Origin of the sequence: Roseomonas genomospecies 6, from assembly GCF_008365375.1 — a bacterium.
Taxonomy (GTDB): Bacteria; Pseudomonadota; Alphaproteobacteria; order Azospirillales; family Azospirillaceae; genus Azospirillum.
This window is the reverse complement of sequence record NZ_QOKW01000014.1, coordinates 91,319-113,518: the sequence shown is the minus strand read 5'-3', so window position 1 is coordinate 113,518 and position 22,200 is coordinate 91,319. Positions and strand designations below refer to the sequence as shown.

The 22,200-nt window shown below is 67.6% G+C and carries 17 protein-coding genes and 1 tRNA gene; 10 read left to right on the top strand and 8 right to left on the bottom strand.

Features of this window, described 5'->3' with window-relative positions; translation table 11 throughout:
• Nucleotide 1 precedes the first annotated feature (1 nt).
• A complete protein-coding gene (locus DS843_RS18195) occupies nt 2-1,219 on the top strand; it encodes a hypothetical protein (RefSeq protein ID WP_149470279.1) in 1,218 nt (405 codons plus the stop codon).
• A 56-nt stretch (nt 1,220-1,275) separates the two neighbouring features.
• Here DS843_RS18195 and DS843_RS18190 read toward each other — a convergent pair whose 3' ends face one another.
• Together DS843_RS18190 and adhE are read right to left on the bottom strand one after the other, a co-directional pair.
• Nucleotides 1,276-2,928, bottom strand: coding sequence for an AraC family transcriptional regulator (locus tag DS843_RS18190; protein WP_149470278.1), 1,653 nt, complete (start codon nt 2,926-2,928; stop codon nt 1,276-1,278).
• A gap of 293 nt (nt 2,929-3,221) precedes the next feature.
• The gene (gene adhE, locus DS843_RS18185; protein ID WP_149470277.1) at nt 3,222-5,882 is read right to left on the bottom strand and encodes a bifunctional acetaldehyde-CoA/alcohol dehydrogenase; all 2,661 of its coding nucleotides are present in this window, start codon (nt 5,880-5,882) and stop codon (nt 3,222-3,224) included.
• A gap of 339 nt (nt 5,883-6,221) precedes the next feature.
• Here adhE and DS843_RS18180 point away from each other — a divergent pair.
• The 3 genes from DS843_RS18180 (at nt 6,222) to DS843_RS31260 (ending at nt 8,361) form a co-directional block, all read left to right on the top strand.
• A tRNA-Phe gene (locus tag DS843_RS18180) sits at nt 6,222-6,297 on the top strand.
• Nucleotides 6,298-6,538: 241 nt separating this feature from the next.
• Nucleotides 6,539-8,050 carry an FAD-binding oxidoreductase gene (locus DS843_RS18175; RefSeq protein WP_149470276.1) on the top strand — a complete coding sequence of 504 codons (1,512 nt, stop codon included), beginning with the start codon at nt 6,539-6,541 and terminating at the stop codon, nt 8,048-8,050.
• 146 nt (nt 8,051-8,196) lie between these two features.
• A complete protein-coding gene (locus DS843_RS31260; RefSeq protein WP_167525358.1) occupies nt 8,197-8,361 on the top strand; it encodes a hypothetical protein in 165 nt (54 codons plus the stop codon).
• Nucleotides 8,362-8,380: 19 nt separating this feature from the next.
• Here the strand turns inward: DS843_RS31260 and DS843_RS18170 are convergent, their stop codons facing one another.
• Entirely contained in the window at nt 8,381-10,765 is a 2,385-nt protein-coding gene (locus tag DS843_RS18170) for a bifunctional diguanylate cyclase/phosphodiesterase (RefSeq protein WP_149470275.1), read from the bottom strand.
• Nucleotides 10,766-10,894: 129 nt separating this feature from the next.
• On the bottom strand, nt 10,895-11,788 hold the full coding sequence (locus tag DS843_RS18165; protein ID WP_149470274.1) for a LysR family transcriptional regulator: 894 nt from the start codon (nt 11,786-11,788) through the stop codon (nt 10,895-10,897).
• A 277-nt stretch (nt 11,789-12,065) separates the two neighbouring features.
• Between DS843_RS18165 and DS843_RS18160 the strand changes: the two genes are divergently transcribed.
• From DS843_RS18160 to DS843_RS18145, 4 genes are all read left to right on the top strand, one after another.
• On the top strand, nt 12,066-12,524 hold the full coding sequence (locus tag DS843_RS18160; RefSeq protein WP_149470273.1) for a (2Fe-2S)-binding protein: 459 nt from the start codon (nt 12,066-12,068) through the stop codon (nt 12,522-12,524).
• A 3-nt stretch (nt 12,525-12,527) separates the two neighbouring features.
• Nucleotides 12,528-14,732, top strand: coding sequence for a xanthine dehydrogenase family protein molybdopterin-binding subunit (locus DS843_RS18155; protein ID WP_149470272.1), 2,205 nt, complete (start codon nt 12,528-12,530; stop codon nt 14,730-14,732).
• Between the two features lie 253 nt (nt 14,733-14,985).
• Nucleotides 14,986-15,633 (top strand): DUF47 domain-containing protein, encoded by a 648-nt coding sequence (locus DS843_RS18150; protein WP_149470271.1) that lies wholly within the window; start codon nt 14,986-14,988, stop codon nt 15,631-15,633.
• A gap of 111 nt (nt 15,634-15,744) precedes the next feature.
• Nucleotides 15,745-16,941 (top strand): S41 family peptidase, encoded by a 1,197-nt coding sequence (locus tag DS843_RS18145; RefSeq protein WP_149470270.1) that lies wholly within the window; start codon nt 15,745-15,747, stop codon nt 16,939-16,941.
• A 4-nt stretch (nt 16,942-16,945) separates the two neighbouring features.
• Here DS843_RS18145 and DS843_RS18140 read toward each other — a convergent pair whose 3' ends face one another.
• Together DS843_RS18140 and DS843_RS18135 are read right to left on the bottom strand one after the other, a co-directional pair.
• Complete coding sequence (locus DS843_RS18140; RefSeq protein WP_149470269.1) at nt 16,946-17,119, bottom strand: DUF1328 domain-containing protein; 174 nt, start codon at nt 17,117-17,119, stop codon at nt 16,946-16,948.
• A 145-nt stretch (nt 17,120-17,264) separates the two neighbouring features.
• Nucleotides 17,265-17,543 carry a hypothetical protein gene (locus tag DS843_RS18135; RefSeq protein WP_149470268.1) on the bottom strand — a complete coding sequence of 93 codons (279 nt, stop codon included), beginning with the start codon at nt 17,541-17,543 and terminating at the stop codon, nt 17,265-17,267.
• Nucleotides 17,544-17,804: 261 nt separating this feature from the next.
• On the opposite strand from DS843_RS18135, the gene DS843_RS18130 reads away from it, so the two are divergent.
• Nucleotides 17,805-19,559 (top strand): thiamine pyrophosphate-dependent enzyme, encoded by a 1,755-nt coding sequence (locus tag DS843_RS18130; RefSeq protein ID WP_149470267.1) that lies wholly within the window; start codon nt 17,805-17,807, stop codon nt 19,557-19,559.
• Between the two features lie 33 nt (nt 19,560-19,592).
• Here DS843_RS18130 and DS843_RS18125 read toward each other — a convergent pair whose 3' ends face one another.
• Nucleotides 19,593-20,720, bottom strand: coding sequence for a saccharopine dehydrogenase family protein (locus tag DS843_RS18125; RefSeq protein WP_149470266.1), 1,128 nt, complete (start codon nt 20,718-20,720; stop codon nt 19,593-19,595).
• 129 nt (nt 20,721-20,849) lie between these two features.
• On the opposite strand from DS843_RS18125, the gene DS843_RS18120 reads away from it, so the two are divergent.
• Nucleotides 20,850-21,278, top strand: a complete 429-nt coding sequence (locus DS843_RS18120) for an Lrp/AsnC family transcriptional regulator (RefSeq protein ID WP_040138311.1) — start codon at nt 20,850-20,852, stop codon at nt 21,276-21,278.
• Here DS843_RS18120 and gcvA read toward each other — a convergent pair.
• On the bottom strand, nt 21,253-22,152 hold the full coding sequence (gene gcvA, locus DS843_RS18115; protein WP_149470265.1) for a transcriptional regulator GcvA: 900 nt from the start codon (nt 22,150-22,152) through the stop codon (nt 21,253-21,255). The genes DS843_RS18120 and gcvA overlap by 26 nt on opposite strands.
• Nucleotides 22,153-22,200 lie beyond the last annotated feature (48 nt).

The window sequence follows — 22,200 nt, the reverse complement described above, 5'->3', positions numbered from 1 at the left end:
CTTGCGGTGGCGTACGGCGGGTTCCATCCGCGCCGAATACGCCGCCTGTCAATCCTTCCCCTCTCGGACCCTCCGCCGCCACGGTGTCGGCCATCCACCCGACCTGCGCGACAGGCCGGAACGGGTACAGAATGGAGAAATTTCCATGATAAATGACAACACACGCAGCAATCTGAAAGCAAATTCGGAGTTTCGCGATAATGTCTTCACCTTTCTCGATCAGTTCAAAAGAACAATCGTCGACGTAGAACGGCTTGACAGAAGAACAGCCGAGCAAATATACGACGCCATGAAGGCCGTTTCCGAACTGGCTGAATTATACAACCTTATTATTCGATATTTGGCAAAAAGAAACGGGCAGACACTGCAAACGCAGTCTCTCGAGAAATTCGCAGGATCGTTCGAGGCGAAGGCCAGGGGCATCGCGTCCGTTGTGCGCGGCACCCGTTTGGAATGGGAGAAGGCCGCTAAATATTTGGATAAAGGGAAGTTCATCGGCATTGATCTTGACAAGAAAAATGACCCAGATATGCGGGTTCATTCTCCTTATTCAAACGATAAAGCAAAAGTAATAGAATTTAAATCGACCTCAGGAACCGAAGAAACAATCAACAACAACATAAAAAGCCAACTTAATTCGGCAATACTTCAGCTCTGCAAACGCTCTGTTGATTACAACGGAATAAGCTTTGCTCACAGGAAGCTGAGCGCGGTCGTTGAAATAAACTACATCCAGGATATGTTGCAAAATATGATTATTAATTACGGCGCATTCGAGCAAAACAGCATATACGATTATTTTTCTGATATAATCAAATCTTCGTGGAAAAGAGGCCAGATAGGACGTAAACAGATATTTCCCATGGTTGAAACTAACAAATTGGGATGGAACAGAAACTATCCTCCAGAAATCGTTCAGACCAAAGATAATCCGTCGCAGTTCTTCGACAGAAATTGGGATTCGATGTTCCAAATCAATTTTGTATTCAAACCGTTTCTAAAGATAAAAGTCGATATAGAGGTAAACGGTGATTTGATAACATGCAGCTCTTTCGGGAGAGAGGCGAAGTTTCTTGTGTATTTCTTCGAAGATAACGGCATCAAGACAATATCTCTGCACAGGACGATGATGATAAAAAGCAGCATCGAATTGAACGGCCCATTTTTCTATAATTTGTACAACTCTAGGGATGAGATTCCCCTTCGAACCTTCCCATGAATGAAACGGGCCTGTCGGGAGCTAACCCGACAGGCCCACGTCCATGAATTCCCCGATCAGCCGCCCGCGGCGGTTCCGGGCAGGTTGCGCCGGTACTCCCGCGGGCTCTGCCCGACGACGCGGCGGAAGCTCTTTTCGAAATGGCTGAGGTCGCCGTAACCGACGCTCATCGCCACCTCGGTGATGGGCAGGCGGCGGTCCGCGGCCAGGATCTCCCGCGCCTTGTGGATGCGGATGCGGCCCAGAAGCCCTTTGAAGGAGGTCCGAAGCTCCGTCCGGAACAGGTAGCTGAGGTGGGAGGGGCTGACATGCGCCTGCCGGGACAGCTCGTCCAGCGTGATCGGATCGGCGTAGCGCTCGCCCAGGAAGGCCAGCGCCTTGCGCAGGCCACCATGCAATGGCGCCAGAGCGGCCTGGTCGCGGGTCAGCGCGCCGTGCACCCAGCGATCCGCGGGCGACGGGTCCGGCGGGGGGACCGGGGCGGTGTCCGGATGGAGCGTCCTGTCGGCGCCGGGCATCGGCTCCGCCGGCATGGCGCCGCCGACCATCCAGGGGGCGTGCCGGCGCACGTCGCCATGGCGGATCGGCTTCCCCCCGGTCATCACCGCCAGCCGGGCGATCACACGCTCCAGTTCGAACAGGTTTTCCGGCCAGGAATGGGCCTTGCACAGGGCGATCAGCTCGTCCGTCCGCGTCTCGTCGGCGCGTCCGCCGTGGCGGTCCAGGGCGGCGAGGACCAGCGGCTCGATGTCCGCCGGACGGTCGCGCAGCGGCGGCACGGTGGCGCAGAGAAAGTCCAGCTCGGCGAGAAGCGGGCGGGAGAAGCGCCCCTCCTCCGCCCGCCGCCGCAGGTCCGCGGTGGTCGAGGCGATGACGCGCGGCCCTCCCATCCCGTCGGCCATCCCGTTGGCGGCCCCGTTGGCGGAGAGCGTCCAGCCGCCCGGCGCGTCCAGCCATTGGCCGAGATGGGACGGCATGTGCTGGACGATCTGGCCCTGCAGGGCCGGGGTCATCTCGTCCACGCCGCTGAGGAACAGGGTGCCCCCGGCGGCCCGCGCGAACCAGTCGGCGGGCGTCCCCGCCGGGTCCGCCCCGCTGACCTGAACGAAGGGGCCATCGCGGCGCGGCCCGCAGCCGTGGATCGCGGCGGCGAGCAGCGCCTTCTCCGTCCCGAACTCCCCGGTCAGCAGGACGGGCAGCGCGCTGTGGGCGGCCTGTTCCAGGAAGGCGTCCAGCTCGCGCAGCGCCCGGCTCATGCCGACCATCATCAGGGGCCGCCCGAACCGCCGCTCCGCCCAGCGCCGCACCTCGTAGCGCTTGGCCAGATAACCGCACTGGCGGGCGACGTCGTGCAGGATGGGGGCGTCGGGCGCCGCGCCGTCCGGCGCGCGGTCCAGGACCAGCCGCATCTCGCCCAACGGCGTGTCGGCGTAGGTGATGGGCACCACCACCGCCTCCGGATCGGCCGCGGCGTCGTTGGGGTCCCCGTCCGCCGTCCAGCAGCGGCCGCCCCCCGTCCCGTCCCGGGCAAGAACCAGCGTGCCCATGTCCTGAAGCCACAGCGCCCCGCCGCGCAGCGGCGCGCGCTCCGCCAGCCGGCCCATCAGCCCGCCGATCAGGTCCGGCAGGCTGCGGAAATCGGTGGATGCGGGGTGCAGAATCTCGTCCAGCGTGCCGCAGACCGGCGGACTTACCACCGACAGGCTCATCGCACCGCCTCCGTGAAAAGGCCGTGCCGCATCTTCCGCAGGCGCCGGGCTTTGAAGACGAATGCATGCATCGCGGGACCGCGATGACGGTAATCGGATTGATAGGATCGGATCATGACCGGGATCACCTGCTGCCGTTTCAGTCAATGGGTTCACAGCCAATCGACGTTTCATGGCGTCAGGGCGTGAAGACTTCGGCAGACCGGCTTTTTATCCGGGCAAAAGAATGGGCCGCCCGGCATCCGGTGTCCCGGTGCCGGGCGGCCCATCAGGAAGGCTTCAGCGCGAACGGATCACCGCGAATGGATCAGGGCCACCGGCTTGCGCTCCGCCCCGGCGTCCGGAGCGGGCGCCACCCCTTCGGCGTAGGCGCGGCCATGGTAGCTGTCCAGCAGGAGCTGCCGCATCTCCGCGACCAGCGGGAAGCGCGGGTTGGCGCCGGTGCACTGGTCGTCGAAGGCGGCCTCCGCGATGGCATCCAGCCGGGCCAGGAATTCCGCCTCCGGCACCCCGGCGGCCTGGATCGAGGCCGGAATGTCCAGCGTGCGCTTCAGCTCCTCCACCCAGGCCACCAGCTTTTCCACCCGCTCGTGGTCGCGGTTGCCGCCCAGCCCCAGATGGCGGGCGATCTCGGCGTAGCGGGCCACGCCCTTGGGCCGGTCGTATTGGCTGAAGGCGGTCTGCTTGGTCGGGATGTCGGCGGCGTTGTAGCGAATCACGTTGGCGATCAGCAGCGCGTTGGCGATGCCGTGCGGCAGGTGGAACTCCGCCCCCAGCTTGTGCGCCATGGAATGGCAGACGCCGAGAAAGGCGTTGGCGAAGGCGATGCCGGCCAGCGTCGCGGCGCTGTGCACCTGCTCCCGCGCCTTGGGGTCCTTGGCGCCGTTGGCGTAGGCGGAGGGCAGATGCTCCTTCAGCAGCTTCAGCGCCTGCAACGCCTGCCCGTCGGTGTATTCGTTCGCCAGGACGGAGACGTAGGCCTCCAGCGCGTGGGTCACCGCGTCGATGCCCCCGGCGGCGGTCAGGCCCTTCGGCATGTCCATCACCAGATTGGCGTCGATGATCGCCATGTTCGGCGTCAGTTCGTAATCGGCGATCGGGTACTTGATGCCGGTGCGCTCGTCGGTCACCACGGCGAAGGGCGTCACCTCCGACCCGGTGCCGGACGTGGTCGGGACGGCGACGAACTGCGCCTTCACGCCCAGCTTCGGGAAGGTGTAGATGCGCTTGCGGATGTCCATGAAGCGCAGGGCCAGATCCTCGAAGGCGACGTCCGGCGCCTCGTACATCACCCACATGATCTTGGCCGCGTCCATCGGCGAGCCCCCGCCCAGCGCCAGGATGACGTCCGGCTGGAAGGCGTTGGCGAGCGCCAGCCCACGCCGCACCACCGCCAGGGTGGGATCGGCGTTGACCTCGAAGAAGGTCTCCACCGCGAGGCCCAGCCCCTTCAGGATGCGCACGGTCTCGTCGACGTGGCCGTTCTCGAACAGGAAGCGGTCGGTGACGATCAGGCAGCGCTTCTTCCCGCGCAACTCCTCCAGCGCGAAGGGCAGGCAGCCGCGGCGGAAGTAGATGGATTTCGGCAGCTTGTGCCAGAGCATGTTCTCGGCCCGCTTCGCCACGGTCTTGCGGTTGATGAGGTGCTGCGGCCCGACATTCTCGGAGATCGAGTTGCCGCCCCACGACCCGCAGCCGAGCGTCAGCGACGGCGCCAGCCGGAAATTGTAGAGGTCGCCGATGCCACCCTGCGAGGAAGGGGTGTTGATGAGGATGCGCGCCGTCTTCATCGCCTGCCCGAAATGGCGGATGCGCTCCGGCTGCTGATCCTGGTCGGTGTAGAGGGCGGAGGTGTGGCCGATGCCGCCCAGCGCGACCAGGGCCGCCGCCTTCTCGCAGGCGTCCATGAAATCGCGGGCGCGGTAGAGCGCCAGGGTCGGCGACAGCTTCTCGTGCGCGAAGGGCTCGTCCTCGGTCACCGCCTCGACCTCGGCGATCAGCACCTTGGTGTGGGCGGGAACGGTCAGCCCGGCCATGGCGGCGATGGCGCCGGCGGACTGGCCCACGATGTCGGCGTTCAGCGCGCCGTTCTTCAGCAGAACCTTGCGCACCGCGTCGGCCTCCTCCGCGGACAGGATGTGGCCGCCGTGGTGGGCGAAGCGGTCGCGCACCGCGTCATAGACGGAGTCCACGACGATGGCCGACTGCTCCGACGCGCAGACCACGCCGTTGTCGAAGGTCTTGGACATCAGGATGGAGGCGACCGCGCGCTTGATGTCGGCGAACTCGTCGATCACCGCAGGGGTGTTGCCGGCGCCCACGCCGATGGCCGGCTTGCCCGAGGAATAGGCCGCCTTCACCATGCCCGGTCCGCCGGTCGCCAGGATCAGGTTGATGTCGGGGTGATGCATCACCGCGTTCGACAGCTCCAGCGAGGGCGCATCGATCCAGCCGATGATGTCCGGCGGCGCACCGGCCTCCACCGCGGCCTGAAGCACGATGCGGGCGGCCTCGCAGGTGGCCTTGCGGGCGCGGGGGTGCGGCGAGAAGACGATGCCATTGCGCGTCTTCAGGCTGATCAGCGCCTTGAAGATGGCCGTGGAGGTTGGGTTGGTGGTCGGCACGATGGCGCAGATCAGGCCCACCGGCTCGGCGATCGTCATGATGCCGTATTCCGGGTCCTCCTCCAGGATGCCGCAGGTCTTCTCGTCCTTGTACTTGTTGTAGATGTATTCGGAGGCGAAGTGATTCTTGACGACCTTGTCCTCCATCACGCCCATGCGCGTCTCCTCGACCGCCAGCTTCGCCAGCGGGATGCGCGCGTTGGCCGCGGCCAGGGCGGCGCTGCGGAAGATGCGGTCCACCGTCTCCTGCGGGAAGCCGGCGTAGATTTTCTGAGCCTCCCGGACCCGAAGGACGAGGTCGTTCAGTTCTGCGAGCGTGGTGACGGGCATATCGTGTCGCCTTTGCGTTTGGCGCGCCCCCGGCCTGTTCGGGCCGGGCAATCAGGCCGGATGCGAACGGGCTGTGGCCCTCGCGGGTCGGCATCCGGGGCACGCACGGAAATTCGGTCATGGCCGGGCGGCGCTTTTTCCTTGGTCCGCGCGGCACAAGGACTATCCCGCCATTGCGGGTGAGGGACCATGACTCAAGTCAAAACCGGTATGACCACTTTCGGGGTAGCCCCGCCCCGTCCGGCGTCGCGCCGCTGAAAAATCTCTTTCGAACGGGTGACGAATTGCGCTGGACAAGCGCCCCGCTTCTTCCTATAAGACGCCCCCGCACGCAGCGGCGCCCAGGTAGCTCAGTTGGTAGAGCAGGGGACTGAAAATCCCCGTGTCGGCGGTTCGACTCCGTCCCTGGGCACCATTCTTTTCTCACATGACAATCAGATGACGGCGCGGCCAGCAAACATTGTTTGCTTGGCGCGATTTTTCGTGGCTGCAAGGGGCAGCTTTCCTTTTTGCGGTGTGCCTGGTTTCCTGTGTCAACGGTCACCACGACAGAATGGGTGAAACCCGTTCGGTTTCATCTCTCTTGACGAGCGCAAAACTCGCCATCCCCCTCAGAAAGTTGTATACGATACCACAGAATTCTGTGGGGGAAGCCAATGTTCGATTTCGTGCAGCCGAGCCGCCGTACGTTCCTGGTCGGTGCCGGCCGGTTCGCCGCCGCATCGGCGCTCACCAGCGCCGTGCCCTTCACCGCCGCCGCCGCGGAGACCGGCAGCCGCCGGATGGAGGCTTCGGCGCTGAAGGATCTCGCCGGGGCGGTGCAGGGCGGCGTGGTGCTGCCCGACGACCCGTTCTTCGGCGACTACGCACGGCCGAACAATCTGCGCTTCCAGACGCTGCCGACCGCCATCGCGCGCTGCGCCACCGAACAGGACGTCCAGGCCTGCGTCGCCTGGGTGAAAAAGCACGGCGCCCGGTTCGCCGTGCGCAGCGGCGGGCACAACTACGCGGGCTTCTCCACCACCCCCGGCCTGCTGATCGACATGACGCCGCTGAGCACCATCACCGCCCTGCCCGGCGGGGACGGGCTGGTCAAGGTCGGCGGCGGCGCGCTGAACGGGATGGTCTATCAGGCGCTCGAACGGCTGAACCGCACCGTCACCCACGGGCGCTGCACCACCGTGGGTGCCGCGGGCTTCCTGCTGGGCGGCGGCATCGGCTTCAACATGCGCATGTTCGGCATGGGGTCGGACCTGCTCCAGTCCACGAGCATCGTCACGGCGGACGGCGCCCTGCATTCCGACATCCAGGAGAGCGGCCCCGGCAGCGACCTGTTCTGGGCCTGCCGCGGCGGGGCCGGCGGGAATTTCGGCATCAACACGTCCTTCACCCTGCGCACCTTCCCGGTGGAGACGGTCACCTTCTTCGACATCGCCTGGACCACGGACGTGGACGAGGTGCTCTACGCCCTGCTCACCCGTCTGGCGGAGGCGCCGCCGGAGTTCGGCAGCAAGATCAGCGTCACCAAGCCGGCGCGCGGCAGCGCCGACCAGCGGCTCACCATCTCCCTCCTCGGCCAACTGCACAAGTGCAACACGACGGTCGAGGCAATCATCGGCCCCGTCCTGGAGAAGGCGTCGAAGAAGACGATCGACCGCGACATGGCCTATTGGCCGGCGCAGGACCTGCTCAGCGAATTCACCTACCCGTACTTCTATCAGGAGAAATCCTCCTACATGAAGGCGGCGGACATCACGCCCTCCTCCGTCGCCGCCATGGTCGGGATGGCCCGTCTCATGCCCGGCACCAGCATGGCCAACGCCTTCAAGTTCTTCCAGGTCGGCGGCAAGGTGAACGCCACCCCCGCCGGCGCCACCGCCTACGTCCACCGCGGCTACGACTGGCTGTTCTCCTCCGAAGTGAACTGGTGGAACCGCAAGGACCCGAAGCCGCTGGTGGACGAGAATCTGGCCTGGCAGGAGCGGTTCTACGCCGCCGTCAACACCACCACCAAGGCGGTGGGCGCCTTCCAGAACTTCCCCGATCCGTCCCTGAAGGACTGGTCGAGCGCCTATTACGGCGGCAACTACGACCGGCTGCGGCAGGTGAAGACCGCGTACGACAAGGCCGACCTGTTCACCTACCGGCAGGGCATCAAGCCGCTGTAAGAGAAGCTGTAAGGGAAAGGGCGGGGCGGCGGTCCTGATCCGCCGCCCCGAACCCGGGGCGTGTACCGGTGAAAGATTCCCGGCGCCGAAGCCTCCGCTCGCCTGTTGTCGATGAGGGAAGCCTCTCGCGCCACAGGTGTCCGGACATGGAAGAAAAGCTGATTGCCTACATCGGCCGCTTGAAGGAACAGATCGCCACCCTGCGCTCCGCCGATTTCACCACCCCGGAAGAGCGCGTGTCCTGCGAGGCCGTGGCGGACAGCCTGGAACTCGTCGTGCGGGAATTGACGGGACTCCTCGAAATCCGCTGACCCGCGCCGGAATGCCGCCTCACGCCGGCTCGTAGAAACGCGCCAGTTCGGATGCCGGGAGCGGGCGCCCGATCAGATAGCCCTGGAGCTGGTTGCAGGCCTCGTTCTTCAGCAGGGCGCGCTGCTCCTCCGTCTCCACGCCCTCGGCCGTGACGGCGATGTCCAGGCTCTTGGCGAGCGCCAGGATGGTGCGGATGATCGACAGGGATTCGCGGCTTTCGGCCATAAGCTGGACGAAGGACCGGTCGATCTTCAGCTTGTCGAAGGTGAATTTCTGAAGGTAGCTGAGGCTGGAATAGCCCGTGCCGAAATCGTCCAGGGCGATCCGCACGCCCGCGGCCTTCAGGGCGCTCAGCGCCGCCAGCGCGCGTTCGGTGTCGTCGATCATCACGCCCTCGGTGACCTCGATCTCCAGCCGGCGCGGCGGCAGACCCTCCTCCTCCAGGATGGCGAGGATCGTGGCGGCGAGGTCCGAATGGCGGAACTGGACCGGCGACAGGTTGACGGCCACCTTGACCGGGTCGGGCCAGTGCCGGGCGTCCCGGCAGGCGGTGCGCAGGACGAATTCGCCGAGCTGCATGATCAGCCCGCTCTCCTCGGCCAGCGGCACGAATTCCGACGGCGGAACCATGCCGCGCACCGGGTGCTTCCAGCGCACCAGCGCCTCGAAGCCCAGGATGCGGCGCGTCCCGCAATCCTCCAGCGGCTGGTAATGAACGGTGAGCGCGCCGTCGGACAGCGCCTGGCGCAGGTCGCGCTCCATGCCGCGGCGGGCCTGCAACCGCTCGTTCATCGCCGATTCGAAGAAGCGGAAGGTTCCCCGCCCCTCCTCCTTGGCGCGGTAGAGGGCGGTGTCGGCGTGCTGGAGAAGCGGCTCCGCCCCGGCGCCGTCCTGGGGGAACAGGGCGATGCCGATGCTCGTCCCGACCACCATCCTCTGGCCGTCCAGATCGGCGGGCGCGCTCAGCGACTTCACCAGCCGGTCGGCCAGGGCCAGCGCCTCCCCCGGCTGGGCGATGCGGTGCAGCACGGCAAACTCGTCGCCGCTCAGCCGCGCCACCGTGTCGTGGCCGGGAACGGCGTCCTGCAGACGGCGCGCCATCTCCTGCAGCATCCGGTCGCCCGCAGGGTGGCCCAGCAGGTCGTTCACCGCCTTGAAGCGGTCGAGGTCCAGATAGAGCACGGCCACGCCGGTGCGTGCCCGCTCCGCGTTCGCCAGGGCGACGTTCAGACGGTCGAGGAACAGGGATCGGTTGGGCAGGCCGGTCAGCAGGTCGTGGTTCGCCAGATGCCGGATGCGCTCCTCCGCCCGCTTGCGCTCACGGATGTCGCGGATGGTCACGACGCGGGCGGGGCGGCCCTCGTGCGTGATGTCCTGCCCGTGCGCCTCCGCCATCACCGCCGTGCCGTCGGCGTGGAGCAGATTCAACTCCACCCGCTCGGAGGTCGGCTCGGCCAGCTTCCGCAGGATGTCGGACCGGCGGTTCGGCACGACGAATTCCAGCATGGGCTGACCGATGAAATGGCCCGGCGGCCAGCCCAGCAGCTCGGCCAGGGCGCGGTTGACGTCCAGGATCACCCCGCCGCGGTGGATCACGATGCCTTCCGTCGTGGCGTCGGCGAGCTGGCGGAACCGCTCCTCGCTGGCGCGCAGCCGGGCCGCCTCGCGGGCCGTGCGGTCGGCCAGCCGCTGGTCGACGATCGCCCCGGCGAGGCCCAACGCCATGACCACCGTGGCCGTCACCGCGATGGCGACCGCCAGCAGCCCTGGCTCCATGATCTGGTCGGACAGGTCGTGAAGCGGGTCGGGGATCAGCGTGACGCCGGCCATGCCGGTGAAATGCAGCCCGCAAATGCCCAGCGCCAGCGAGGCCGCTCCCACGGCCAGACCCTTCAGCGACCGGTTGCGCAAGGCGGCGGTGAAGCCCGCCCCGCCCAGAACCACCCCGAAGCCCAGCGCCGCCGCGACATGGCCCACGTCGTAATGCAGATTGGCCGGCACCTGGAGCGCCGCCATGCCGGTGAAATGCATCGCCGTCGCCGCGGCCCCGGCGATGGCGCCGCCCAGCGGTGCGGCGAACCGCCCGCCGCCGATGGCGCGGCGGATTCCGACCGCGGCGCCGCCGATGGCGAACAGGATGGACAGGACCGTCAGGCCGACGTCGTAACCCATGGGCAGGCTGGTCCGGAAGGCCAGCATGGCGATGAAGTGGGTCGCCCACACGCCGCCGCCGGTCGCCGTCGCCGCACCGGCCAGCCAGCCCCAGCGCGCCCGCCCCCCCGCCGCCGCGGCGCGCCGGGCGAGGTTCAGCGACACCCAGGCACCGAATCCGCAGACCGCGGCGGCCAGCAGCACGAGCCACAGATCGTGTTGCTGGGTTATACAGGCATACACACGCATCATTCGGCGCTCATCCCGTCCCTGCGGCTTGACCGCCGCTTGCTCCGATTACCTTATCTCTTTGGTACGTTAATAATCCTTTTTCGGATCTGTCCGGAGCGCGGAATCGGCATGCGCACGTTGCGCGGATCGCTAGAGCCGGTAACGCAGCGCGTCCACCAGCGCGGCCAGGGCCGGCGGGATCTGCCGGCGGCTGGGGTAGTAGAGGTAATAGCCGGGAAAGGGCCGGCACCAGTCCTCCAGCACCCGGACCAGCCGCCCGGCGGCGATGTGCTCCGCCACCTCGTCCTCGAAGATGTAGGCCAGCCCCCGGCCATCCAGGGCGGCGGCCAGGATCACGTCCATGTCGTTGGACACCAGCGATCCGGTCACCCGGACGTTGATCGGCTGCCCCTTGTCCTCGAACTCCCAGACATACAGGGCGCTGGAGGATGTGAAGCGGTAGTTGATGCAGTCATGCCCGGCCAGATCCTGCGGGACGCAGGGCACCGGACGGCGCGCGAAGTAGGAGGGAGCGCCGACGATGGCCGCCCGCAGGTCCGGGCCGATGCGCACCGCGATCATGTCCTTCTCCACATGCTCGCCCAGCCGGACCCCGGCGTCGTAGCGGCTGGCCACGATGTCGGTCAGGCCGCTGTCGATGGACAGTTCCACCTGCACCTCCGGAAAATCGGCCAGGAAACGCTTCAGCACGGGCCACAGCAGCCGGACGGCGGCGTGTTTCCCGCTGGTGATGCGAACGGTGCCGGCGGGCTTCTCCCGCAACTCACCCACCGCGGCCAGCCCGGCGGCGATGTCGTCCAGCGCGGGCCGCAGCGTGCGGAGCAGCCGCTGCCCGGCCTCCGTCGTGGACACGCTGCGGGTGGTGCGTGCCAGAAGGCGCAGACCCAGCCGGTCCTCCAAAGCCTTCATGGCGTGGCTGAGCGCGGATTGGGACATGCCCAGCCGGGCCGCCGCCCGCGTGAAGCTCCCCTCCTCCGCCACCACGGCGAAAGCCGCCAGATCGCTCAGGTCGTTCCGGTTCATTCATGCACCGCGCTCATAAGCCCAAGCGGATTGTACCGTCTAATCAGTTGTGGGCGAAGCGGTTAGGATGCCCGTGGTCACGCTTGCGGGCCGAACGGACGGATAGGGCGGGCGCATCGGCGGAAGACCGACTCCCACACTGGGATGTTTGCGCCGCCACCGAACGGTACGACACTGCGTGGAGCCTTGTTCCGGCGGAAGAATCCGGCAAGGCCCAAATCCAAAAAACCCGACACCAAAAACCCGACAGGCAGAGTCGAGAGACAGGGATCATCCGATGATTCGCTTGAACATCAACGGACAGGACCGGGACGTGGATGTGCCCGGCGACATGCCGCTTCTGTGGGTCCTGCGGGACGAGCTGAACCTGACCGGCACGAAGTTCGGCTGCGGCATCGCCCAGTGCGGCGCCTGCACCGTCCATATGGACGGAACGCCGGTGCGCGCCTGCCAGACCCCGGCGGACTCCGCGGTGGGCACGAAGATCACCACCATCGAAGGCGTGTCCGGCACGGTCGCCCAGGCCGTTCAGGCCGCTTGGCGGAAGCTGGACGTGGTGCAGTGCGGCTACTGCCAGTCCGGCCAGATCATGAGCGCCGTGGCGCTGCTGACCGACAACCGCAACCCCACGGACGACGACATCGACGCGGCGATGGACGGCAACGTCTGCCGCTGCGCCACCTACCCGCGCATCCGCGCGGCCATCAAGTACGCCGCCAAGGCGATGGGGGCCTGAGCCATGCTGAACCAGCTCATCAAGCAGGCGGCGGCGGACGTCGCCGCGCCCTCGCGCCGCGGATTCCTGAAGGGGGCCGGCGGCGCCCTGGTGCTGGGCGCCATGCTGCCCCGCAGCAGCTTCGCCGCCGAGACCGCCGCTCCCAAGATCGTCGGCCCGGCGGACCCGCGCCCGCAGGCCTTCATCCGCATCGCCGCCGACGACACGGTCACCGTGCTGGTCAAGCATCTGGACAAGGGCCAGGGCATCATGACCGGCCTGACCACCATCGTCGCGGAGGAGCTTGACGCCGACTGGGCGCAGATGCGCGGCGCCTTCGCCCCGGCGGACGGCACGCTCTACGCCAACCACTTCTTCGGCATCCAGGGCACCGGCGGCTCCACCGCCGTCGCCAACAGTTGGGACGAGCTGCGCATGGCCGGCGCCGCCGCCCGCGCGATGCTGGTCGCCACCGCCGCGGCGCGCTGGTCGGTCCCGGCCTCGTCCGTCACGGTGGAAAAGGGCGTCGTCCGTCACGCCGCCTCCAACCGCAGCGCCCGCTTCGGCGAGCTGGCGGAGGACGCGGCCAAGCTGCCCGTCCCGCAGAACGTCGCGCTGAAGGACCCCAAGGACTACACGCTGATCGGCAATCCGTCGCTGCACCGGCTGGACCATGCGTCCAAGACCGACGGCACGGCCATCTTCTCCATGGACATCCGCCGCCCTGGTCAGGTGACGGCGGTTCTGGCCCGCTCTCCCCGCTTCGGCGGCACGGTGAAGTCGGTGGACGCCACCGCCGCGAAGCAGGTGCCCGGCGTCCTGGAGGTGCTGACCCTGCCGATGGGCGTCGCGGTCGTCGCCAGGAACACCTGGGCCGCCATGAAGGGCCGCGAAGCCCTGACGGTGGAGTGGGACGACGCCAAGGCGGAGATGCGCGGCACCGACGAGATGCTCGCCGACTACCGCAAGCTGGCCGAGCAGCCGGGCAACCTTGCCACCGATACCGGCGACGCGGCGAAGGCGCTCGCCGGCGCCGCCAAGGTGGTGGAGGCGGAGTTCGTCTTCCCCTACCTCGCCCACGCGCCGATGGAGCCGCTGAACGCGACGGTCGAACTGACCCCGGACGGCGGCTGCACGATCTGGGCCGGCTCCCAGTTCCAAGGGGTGGAGCAGAAGGTCGCCGCCGCCATTCTGGGCTGCAAGCCGGAGCAGGTGACCATCAACACCGTCTGGGCGGGCGGCAGCTTCGGGCGGCGCGCCACGCCGGACGCCGACTACATCGCGGAAGCGGTGGCCATTGCCAAGGCCTACGGCGGGAAGGCGCCGGTTCATCTGGTCTGGACGCGCGAGGACGACATCCGCGGCGGCCGCTACCGCCCGCTGTTCCTGCACAAGGTGAAGGCCGGGCTGGACGCCGGGGGCAAGCTGGTGGCGTGGCAGCAGCGCATCGTCGGGCAGAGCTTCATGAGCGGCACCCTGTTCGAAGCCTTCATGGTCAAGAACGGCGTGGACGCGACCTCCGTCGAGGGCGCGTCGGACATGGCCTACGCCGTGCCGAACCTGCATGTCGATCTGCATTCGCCGAAGTCGCCGGTCACCACCCTGTGGTGGCGCTCGGTCGGCCACACCCACACCGCCTACGCCAAGGAGGTGATGATCGACGAGCTGGCCGCGGCGGCGGGCAAGGACCCGGTGGCCTTCCGGCTGGAGATGCTGAAGGACCACCCGCGCCTCCAGGGCGTGCTGAAACTGGCGGCGGAGAAGGCCGGCTGGGGCCAGCCGCTGCCCAAGGGCAAGGGGCGCGGCGTCGCGGTGCATGAAAGCTTCAGCAGCTTCGTCGCCCATGTCGCGGAGGTGACCGTGGACGACCAGGGCCGGGTGACCATCGACCGCGTGGTGTGCGCCGTGGATTGCGGGCAGGTCGTGAACCCGAACATCATCGAGGCGCAGATCTCCGGCGGCACCGGCTGGGCCATCGGCCACGCGCTGCGCGACGAGATCACGCTGACCGGCGGGCTGGTGGACCAGAGCAACTTCGACGGCTACCAGCCGCTCCGCAATTCGGAGATGCCGCCGGTGGAGGTGCACATCCTCCCCTCCACCGCCCGTCCGACCGGCGTCGGCGAACCCGGCGTGCCGACCGCCGCCCCGGCGGTCGCCAACGCGGTCTTCGCGGCCAGCGGCAAGCGCCTGCACCACCTGCCCTTCACCCGCTCGGGCATGGTGTAATACCAGCGGTCATTGAAGATGACCGCTGGTATCCGCGCCGACCGGCGCGGCGGCGGCCCATGCCGCCGAAGCTCTTGATCCTGACCTGTCAGGATCAAGAGCCGCCGGTATGAATGAGGCATAGGACACGGCAGGCTGGGGCGTTTTGTCTCCGGCCTGCCTGCCCTGCCCCGCCCGTATGACGTTTTTGCTGCAAATTCATGACGCGCGGCGTTAAGAGGAAGCGGCAGAACCGACCGAGAGAACCGCTTCCATGCTGCTGCTGCGCGCCATCCGCTCCATGATGCCGAAGGAAGAGCGGGTCATTGAGCAATTCATCGAACAGGCCCGCCACATCGTCGACGCCTCCACCGCCCTGGAAGCCGTCATGCAGGCCGGGCCGGAAGAGCGCGCCGAGCGCACCGCCGTCCTGAAGCGGATCGAGAAGGACGCCGACCGCGTCGCCAAGGACGCCGGGCGCGGGCTGCACCGCACCTTCATCACCCCCTTCGACCGGTCGGAAATCCAGGCCCTCATCAACGCGCTGGACGACTGCATCGACCTGATGGACGAGGTGCCGCGCCTCGCCGCGCTCTACGGCATCGAGACCTTCGACGACCGGATGATGCGCATGGCGGCGATCGGCCGCCAGCAGGCGGTCCTTCTGGCGGAGGTCATGCCGCTGCTGACCCGCATCACCGTCAACGCCGACCGCATCCTGCACATCTGCGGCCAGATCTCCGACCTGGAGGACGAGGCCGACGAGATCCTGCGCGACGCCATGAAATCCCTCATCGCGGAGCGTCCGGAGATGATCGACTTCCTGGGCCGCCGCGAGGTCTACGAACTTCTGGAAGCCGTCACCGACCGCTGCGACGACGTGGGCGACCTGATCGAGGGAATCACCCTGGATCAGGCCTGAGAGCGGATCAGGCGTAAGGACGGACACGCTCCGGTTATGGTTAACCGAGCATAAACCAATTTCCCGCTAATCTCTCGGGCATCGCCGCTCCGATCCCGAGAGATTGCCGCCGTGAAGCTGCGCCTCGTCACCGCCGCCGCCCTTTGCGCCTTCCTCGCGATTCCGGCCGGCGTTACCGCCGGGCGGAGCGCGCAAGCGGGCGACTCCCCCGCCCACACGACGGAGGCGGAGGAGGTCGACCGCTTCCTGCGGGCCTTGCGCACCATCCGCGGCCAGTATGTCGAACCGCTGACCGACCGCGAACTGGTGGACATCGCCATCAGGGCCATGGCCGGGCGGGACCGCTACTCCGCCTATCTCGACGACGGCGAATACCGGCAGTTGCAGGCGTCGAACGACGGCGCCTTCGCCGGGCTGGGCATCCGCTACGACGCCCACGGCACCCGCGTCCGCATCGTCGAGACGGTTCCCGACTCCCCCGCCGAGGCCGCCGGGCTGCGCTCCGGCGACGTGATCCTGGCGGTGGACCAGCAACCGGTGGGCGGGGCGGAACTGGCGACCGTCAAGCAGATGCTGAGCGGGCCGGAAGGGGCGGCGGTGTCCCTGACCGTCCTGCGCGACGGGAGTCCGGACCCCTTCGAGGTCAGCGTGGTCCGCGGCAAGCTGCGCATCCCCTCGGTCCGGCTGGCCGCCGTCGGGACGGTGGGCTACATCCGCATCGCCCGCTTCGACCGCCAGACCCACACCGGAGTCAGCGCGGCCATCCGCTCGCTGCGGGACCGCATCGGGCCGGGCATCGGCGGCTTCGTCATCGACCTGCGCGACAACCCCGGCGGGCTGGTGCAGGCCAGCGTCCGCGTCGCCGATTCCTTTCTCGAAAAGGGGACGATCCTGACCGCCCGCGGTCCCGGACGCGGGGCGGACAAGACCTACACCGCCACACCCGGCGATGAGACCGACGGCCTGCCGCTGGTGGTGCTGGTCAACAAGCGCTCCGCCTCCGCCGCGGAGATCCTGACCGGAGCGCTGAAGGACCACCGGCGCGCCACGGTGATCGGCACGACGACCTTCGGCAAGGGGATCATCCAGAGCGTCATCCCCTTCGACAGCGGCGCGCTGAAGCTGACCACGGCGCGCTACTACACGCCGTCCGGCCAGTCGATCCACCAGACGGGCATCCAGCCCGACGAGACCATCGCGGACCCCGCCGGGGACGATGGCGCGTCCGCCTCCCCTTCCAGCGGCATCCCGAACGCGGCCAACGATCAGGCCTTCGCCCGCGCGCTGTCGCTCCTGCGCTCCCGCTAGGAATTTAAAAGATCATCTCGCCGGCCAGCAGGGCGAGAACCAGAAAAACCAGGAAGATGATCAGCGCGATTCCGAACAGGATCTTCGCGACGCCCGCGGTGGCCGACGACACGTTGGTGAAGCCGAGCGCGCCGGCCACCAGCGAAACCACGAAAAAGATCAACGCCCACTTCAGCATGGACCACTCCTGCGGTTCCCGGGACCCAGCCGGCTGTCCGGCAGGGTAGGAACCTCACGGACCGCCGCGGGTTCCGGCGCCAGCACGCCCAGCCCCCGTAATCGCTTGCATCCGGATTTCCGCGGGATGGACGGTCAGAAGCGGGTTACCACCCGGAACCGGAACGGTTCGGAAAGGATTGCGAGCGGCTTTGCGGCTCGCTCACCCCGGACCCGCTGTAGGGGCCGGGGCTGGAACTGGTGGCGTTCGGAGAGACGTTCGGCTCGTCCACGCCCTGGCTGCCGGACGTGCCGCCGCCCGAGATGCTGCTGCCGGAACCACCGCTCCCCGCTGCCCTGCCTCCACCATCCACACCGCCATCATACATTCCCGAGCAGGCGGCGAGAAGCATCGCGGCCGACGCCGCGATCATCAGATTGCGCATGTTCCGCTCCCTGTGCCGATGTCGTGCCTATGCCGATGTCTCGAATATGAATCCGCTCATGACGCCGGTCCGATGACCGACGCCGGAAACCGGCAGGCATCGCCCTTCTCAACCCCTTCCGTCAGGCAGGGTTCCCGGCCCAGGGGAACAGCCCAAGGGGAACAACCCAAGGGGAACAACCCAAGGGAACCGTCCCCGCTCCGTCCGGTTGCCGATGGGGTGAACAACGTCATCACGACCGTTTGCGACGGAGACTCCCGAATGGCGAGCACGGCTTCCGACATCCTGGTGGATGTGCTGGTGGACTGGGGTGTGGACACGATCTTCGGCATGCCCGGCGACGGCATCAACGGCATCGTCGAGGCGTTGCGCCGCCGTCAGGACGAGATCCGCTTCATCCAGGTCCGGCACGAGGAGGCCGCTGCCTTCGCCGCCTGCGGCTACGCCAAGTTCACGGGGCGGCTCGGCGTGTGCATCGCCACCTCCGGCCCCGGCGGGCTGCATCTTCTGAACGGCCTCTACGACGCCAAGCTGGACCACCAGCCGGTGCTGGCGATCACCGGGCTGCAATACCACGACCTCGTCGGCACCTACACCCAACAGGATGTGGAACTGGACAAGGTGTTCCAGGACGTCGCGCTCTACAACCAGCGCATCATGGGAGCGGCCCATGTGCGCAACATCGCCAACCTCGCCTGCCGAACCGCGCTCGCCCACCGCGGGGTGTCGCACATCACCATCCCCGTGGACCTGCAGGAGCAGGGCATCGGCGACGACATGCGGGCGCCGCGCAACGTGAAGGGCCACAACACCGCCTTGTTCGCCCCCCAACTGCCCGTCCCGTCGGAAGCGCAGACGCGCCGCGCCGTGGAGATCCTCGACGCCGGGAAGCGCATCGTCATCCTGGCCGGGCAGGGCGCCCTGAAGGCGACCGACCAGCTCGAACGGCTGGCGGACAAGCTGGGGGCGGTGATCGTCAAGGCGCTGCTGGGCAAGGCCGCGGTGCCGGACGACAGCCCCTTCACGACGGGCCAGGTCGGTCTGCTCGGCACCGCCCCCTCGCAGGAGGCGCTGGAGACCTGCGACACGCTGCTGATCGCCGGATCGACTTTCCCCTACATCGAATATTACCCGAAGCCGGGGCAGGCCCGCGCCATCCAGATCGACATCGACGCGGCGCGCATCGGCCTGCGCTATCCGGTGGAGGCCGGGCTGGTCGGCGATTGCGGCTTGGCGCTGGACATCCTGACGGAGCGGGCGCGGCGGCACGAGGACCGCTCCTTCCTGCAGACGGCGCAGGCGGGCAAGGCGGAGTGGATGCGGCTGATGGAGGAGCGCGGCACCCGCCCCGACCTGCCCATGAAGCCGCAGGTCGTCGCGTGGGAGCTGGGCAAGCGCCTGTCCGACACGGCCATCGTCGCCTGCGACAGCGGCACCATCGCCACATGGTGGGCGCGGCAGATTCCGGCCCGGCGCGGCCAGATGCACTCCCTGTCCGGCAACCTCGCCACCATGGCGCCGGGCGTTCCCTACGCCATCGCGGCGCAGCTCGCCCATCCCGGACGGCAGGTGGTGGCCTATGTCGGGGACGGCGGCTTTTCCATGCTGATGGCCGATTTCGCCACGGCGGTGAAGTACAAGCTGCCGATCAAGGTCATCATCAACAACAACAACTCGCTCGGCCAGATCAAGTGGGAGCAGATCGCCATGCTCGGCAATCCCGAGTATGTCTGCGACCTCCAGCCCATCGACTTCGCCAAGGTGGCGGAGGCCTGCGGCGGCAAGGGATTCACCGTCACCGACCCGAAGGACTGCGGCGCCATGCTGGACGCAGCCCTCGCCTATCCCGGACCGGTGGTGGTGGATTGCCTCGTGGACACCAACGAGCCGCCGATGCCGCCGAAGGTGCAGGTCAAGCAGGCCCTGCACTTCACCGAGGCGCTGGCCCGCGGCACCCCCGACGCTCTGAAGATTGCCGCCACCGTCTTCAAGGGCCGCGCCCGCGAGGTGATCTGAGACGCGGCCCGGTGGGGAAGGAGGGGCGCCCGCTCAGGCGGCGCGCCCCGCCCCGTGCTGCGATCCCTGCTGGGGGGCCGCGTCGGTCATCGCGTAGTTGCGCCCGAAGCGGTTGGCGATGAAGTCGGCGTAGCGCACCTCCTCCTGCTTCACGAAGCCCCGCTGCGGCAGCGCGCCGTCGGCCAACAGGTCCAGCACGGCGCACATGCCCGACGCCGTGGTGATCTGGATGCCGTTGTAGAAGGTGCCGCCGATCTCCCGCCCGTAGATCTTGTTGGCGTAGGTTTCCTGAAGCAGCCGCCCCCGCTTCGTCCCGGTCACCGTCACGAAGATCAGCACGACGTCCTGGAGGGTCGCCGGGATCGAGTGCTCCAGAATGTCCTTCAGCAGCTCCCGCCGGCTGCCCAGCCGCAGGTCGTGCAGCAGCGCCTTCATCAGGTCACGGTGCCCCGGATAGCGGACGGAGCGGTAGTTGAGCGTCCGCACCTTCCCCGCCAGCGTCTCGCACAGCGTGCCCAGCCCGCCCGAGGTGTTGAACGCCTCGTACAGCACGCCGTCGAGGGAGAACTCTTCGCGCTCCTCCAGCGGCGGGACGGAGACGAGGCGGCCTTCGACGATGGCCTCGCAGGGCTCCAGATACTCGTTGATGACGCCCTCGGTGCTCCAGGTCAGGTTGTAGTTCAGGGCGTTGGACGGGTATTTCGGCAGGGCGCCGACGCGCATCCGCACCGTGTCCAGCGTGTCGAAACGCGACGCCACGTCGTTGGCGACGATGGAGATGAAGCCCGGCGCCAGCCCGCACTGCGGGATGAAGGCGCAGGGCGCGTCCTCCGCCAGTTCCTTGACGCGCCGCGTGCTCGCCACGTCCTCGGTCAGATCGAGGTAATGGGTGCCGGCGTCCCGCGCCGCCTCCGCCACGCCGACCGTCAGGTGATAGGGCAGCGCGCTCAGCACCGCGAACTTGCCCCGCATGGCCTCGGCCAGATCGGCGGGGTTGGCGGCGTCCACCACGCGCGTTTCCATCCGCGGGTGCGTCGGCAACCGCTCCAGCGCCTCCGCCGAGCGGTCGGCGACGGTCACCCGGTAATCGCCCGTGGCCTTCAGGAAGTCGCCGATGGTCTCGCCGATCTTGCCGCCGCCCATCAGAAGAATGTCGCGCATCGTCCCGTCTCCCGTTCTTCGGTTCGCGTCGTTATGCCGCAATCTTGACCGGGCGGGCTGTCGATGTGCAGTGTGCAGGGTGCCGAATCGCCCGATATTGGTCGGCGAATTGATGGAAGAACCGGCGGAATGATGGACGAACTGGATCAGCACCTCCTTGACGCGCTTCAGGACAACGCGCGGGAGCCCACCGCCGCGCTGGCCCGCCGCCTGCGCGTGTCGCGCAGCACGGTGCAGAGCCGCATCCAACGGCTGGAGGAGCGCGGCGTGATCGCCGGCTACACGGTGCGGCTGTCGGACGAGACGGCGCGCCGGATGATCCGCGCGCATGTCTCCATCAACCTGTCGCCCAAGCTGACCGCTGCCGTGGTCCAGGCTCTGAAGCGCATCCCGGAAGTGCGGGCGCTCCACGCCATCAGCGGCGCCCACGATCTGATCGCCGTGGTGCGGACGGGGACCATGGAGGAGATGGACGCTCTGATCGACCGCATCGGCGCCATCGACGGCATCGAGCGCACGACCTCCTCCATCATCATGGCGACGAAGTTCGAGCGGTGAGCAACCACTCCCGGAAGGCCACCAGCGGCGGGTGATGCGCCCGCGACGGTGGGTGGACGAGGTGATAGGCGCGATCCGGGTTCCGGTAGGGCCGGTCCAGCGCCGGGACCAGCGCCCCGTCCTGCAACTCCGCCTGCACCAGCAGAGTCGGCAGGAGCGCCACCCCCAGCCCGGTGATCGCCGCCTGCGCGGTGGTGGAGAACTGCTCGAAGAACATGCCGGCGCCTTCGTGCCGCTCGATGCCCTGGGCGGCGAACCAGTCCCGCCACGCCTCCGGGCGGCTGGTGGTGTGCAGCAGCGGCAGCGCCACGAGGTCCGCCGCCGCGCGGATCGGGTGGGCGGCCAGGAAGGACGGGGCGCAGAGCGGCAGAACCTCCTCCTCCATCAGCCGTTCGCAGACGGCGCCGGGCCAGTCGGCGGCGCCGAAATGGATGGCGGCGTCCAGATCCTCCGACCGGAAGTCGAAGGGCTCCATCTTCGTCATGAAATGGATGATGACCTGCGGGTGCGCCCTTTGGAAGGCGGGCAGGCGCGGCACCAGCCAGCGCGTGCCGAAGGTCGGCAGCACCGCCAGCTTCAGCACGCCCCCCTGCGGCGCGGTCATGACCCGCAGCGTCGCCGCACCGACGCGATGCAGCGCCTCCCGCACCTCCGCCGCGTAGGATTCGCCCGCCGGGGTCAGGGTCACGCGCTGGTCGCGGCGCAGGAACAGCGGGACGCCGAGCTGGTCCTCCAACGCCTTGATCTGGCGGCTGACGGCGCCCTGGGTCAGCGCCAGCTCCTGCGCGGCGGCGGTGAAGCTGCCGGTCCGCGCCGCCGCCTCGAAGGCGGAGAGCGCGCTCATGGAAGGAAGAAGGCGGCGTTGCAGACCCATGGGTCATGACTATAGCTCATGACCGGGGGAAAGAAAGTCGGTTGCGCG

What these genes read in the sequence shown, in the direction of transcription:
- gcvA (WP_149470265.1), bottom strand. Translation starts at nt 22,152, where the DNA reads ATGGGTCTGCAACGCCGCCTTCTTCCTTCCATGAGCGCGCTCTCCGCC.
- DS843_RS18190 (WP_149470278.1), bottom strand. Translation starts at nt 2,928, where the DNA reads ATGAGCCTGTCGGTGGTAAGTCCGCCGGTCTGCGGCACGCTGGACGAG.
- DS843_RS18120 (WP_040138311.1), top strand. Translation starts at nt 20,850, where the DNA reads ATGATGGACGAACTGGATCAGCACCTCCTTGACGCGCTTCAGGACAAC.
- DS843_RS18125 (WP_149470266.1), bottom strand. Translation starts at nt 20,720, where the DNA reads ATGCGCGACATTCTTCTGATGGGCGGCGGCAAGATCGGCGAGACCATC.
- DS843_RS18135 (WP_149470268.1), bottom strand. Translation starts at nt 17,543, where the DNA reads ATGCGCAATCTGATGATCGCGGCGTCGGCCGCGATGCTTCTCGCCGCC.
- DS843_RS18130 (WP_149470267.1), top strand. Translation starts at nt 17,805, where the DNA reads ATGGCGAGCACGGCTTCCGACATCCTGGTGGATGTGCTGGTGGACTGG.
- DS843_RS18140 (WP_149470269.1), bottom strand. Translation starts at nt 17,119, where the DNA reads ATGCTGAAGTGGGCGTTGATCTTTTTCGTGGTTTCGCTGGTGGCCGGC.
- DS843_RS18150 (WP_149470271.1), top strand. Translation starts at nt 14,986, where the DNA reads ATGCTGCTGCTGCGCGCCATCCGCTCCATGATGCCGAAGGAAGAGCGG.
- DS843_RS18165 (WP_149470274.1), bottom strand. Translation starts at nt 11,788, where the DNA reads ATGAACCGGAACGACCTGAGCGATCTGGCGGCTTTCGCCGTGGTGGCG.
- DS843_RS18170 (WP_149470275.1), bottom strand. Translation starts at nt 10,765, where the DNA reads ATGATGCGTGTGTATGCCTGTATAACCCAGCAACACGATCTGTGGCTC.
- DS843_RS18155 (WP_149470272.1), top strand. Translation starts at nt 12,528, where the DNA reads ATGCTGAACCAGCTCATCAAGCAGGCGGCGGCGGACGTCGCCGCGCCC.
- DS843_RS18175 (WP_149470276.1), top strand. Translation starts at nt 6,539, where the DNA reads ATGTTCGATTTCGTGCAGCCGAGCCGCCGTACGTTCCTGGTCGGTGCC.
- DS843_RS18160 (WP_149470273.1), top strand. Translation starts at nt 12,066, where the DNA reads ATGATTCGCTTGAACATCAACGGACAGGACCGGGACGTGGATGTGCCC.
- DS843_RS31260 (WP_167525358.1), top strand. Translation starts at nt 8,197, where the DNA reads ATGGAAGAAAAGCTGATTGCCTACATCGGCCGCTTGAAGGAACAGATC.
- adhE (WP_149470277.1), bottom strand. Translation starts at nt 5,882, where the DNA reads ATGCCCGTCACCACGCTCGCAGAACTGAACGACCTCGTCCTTCGGGTC.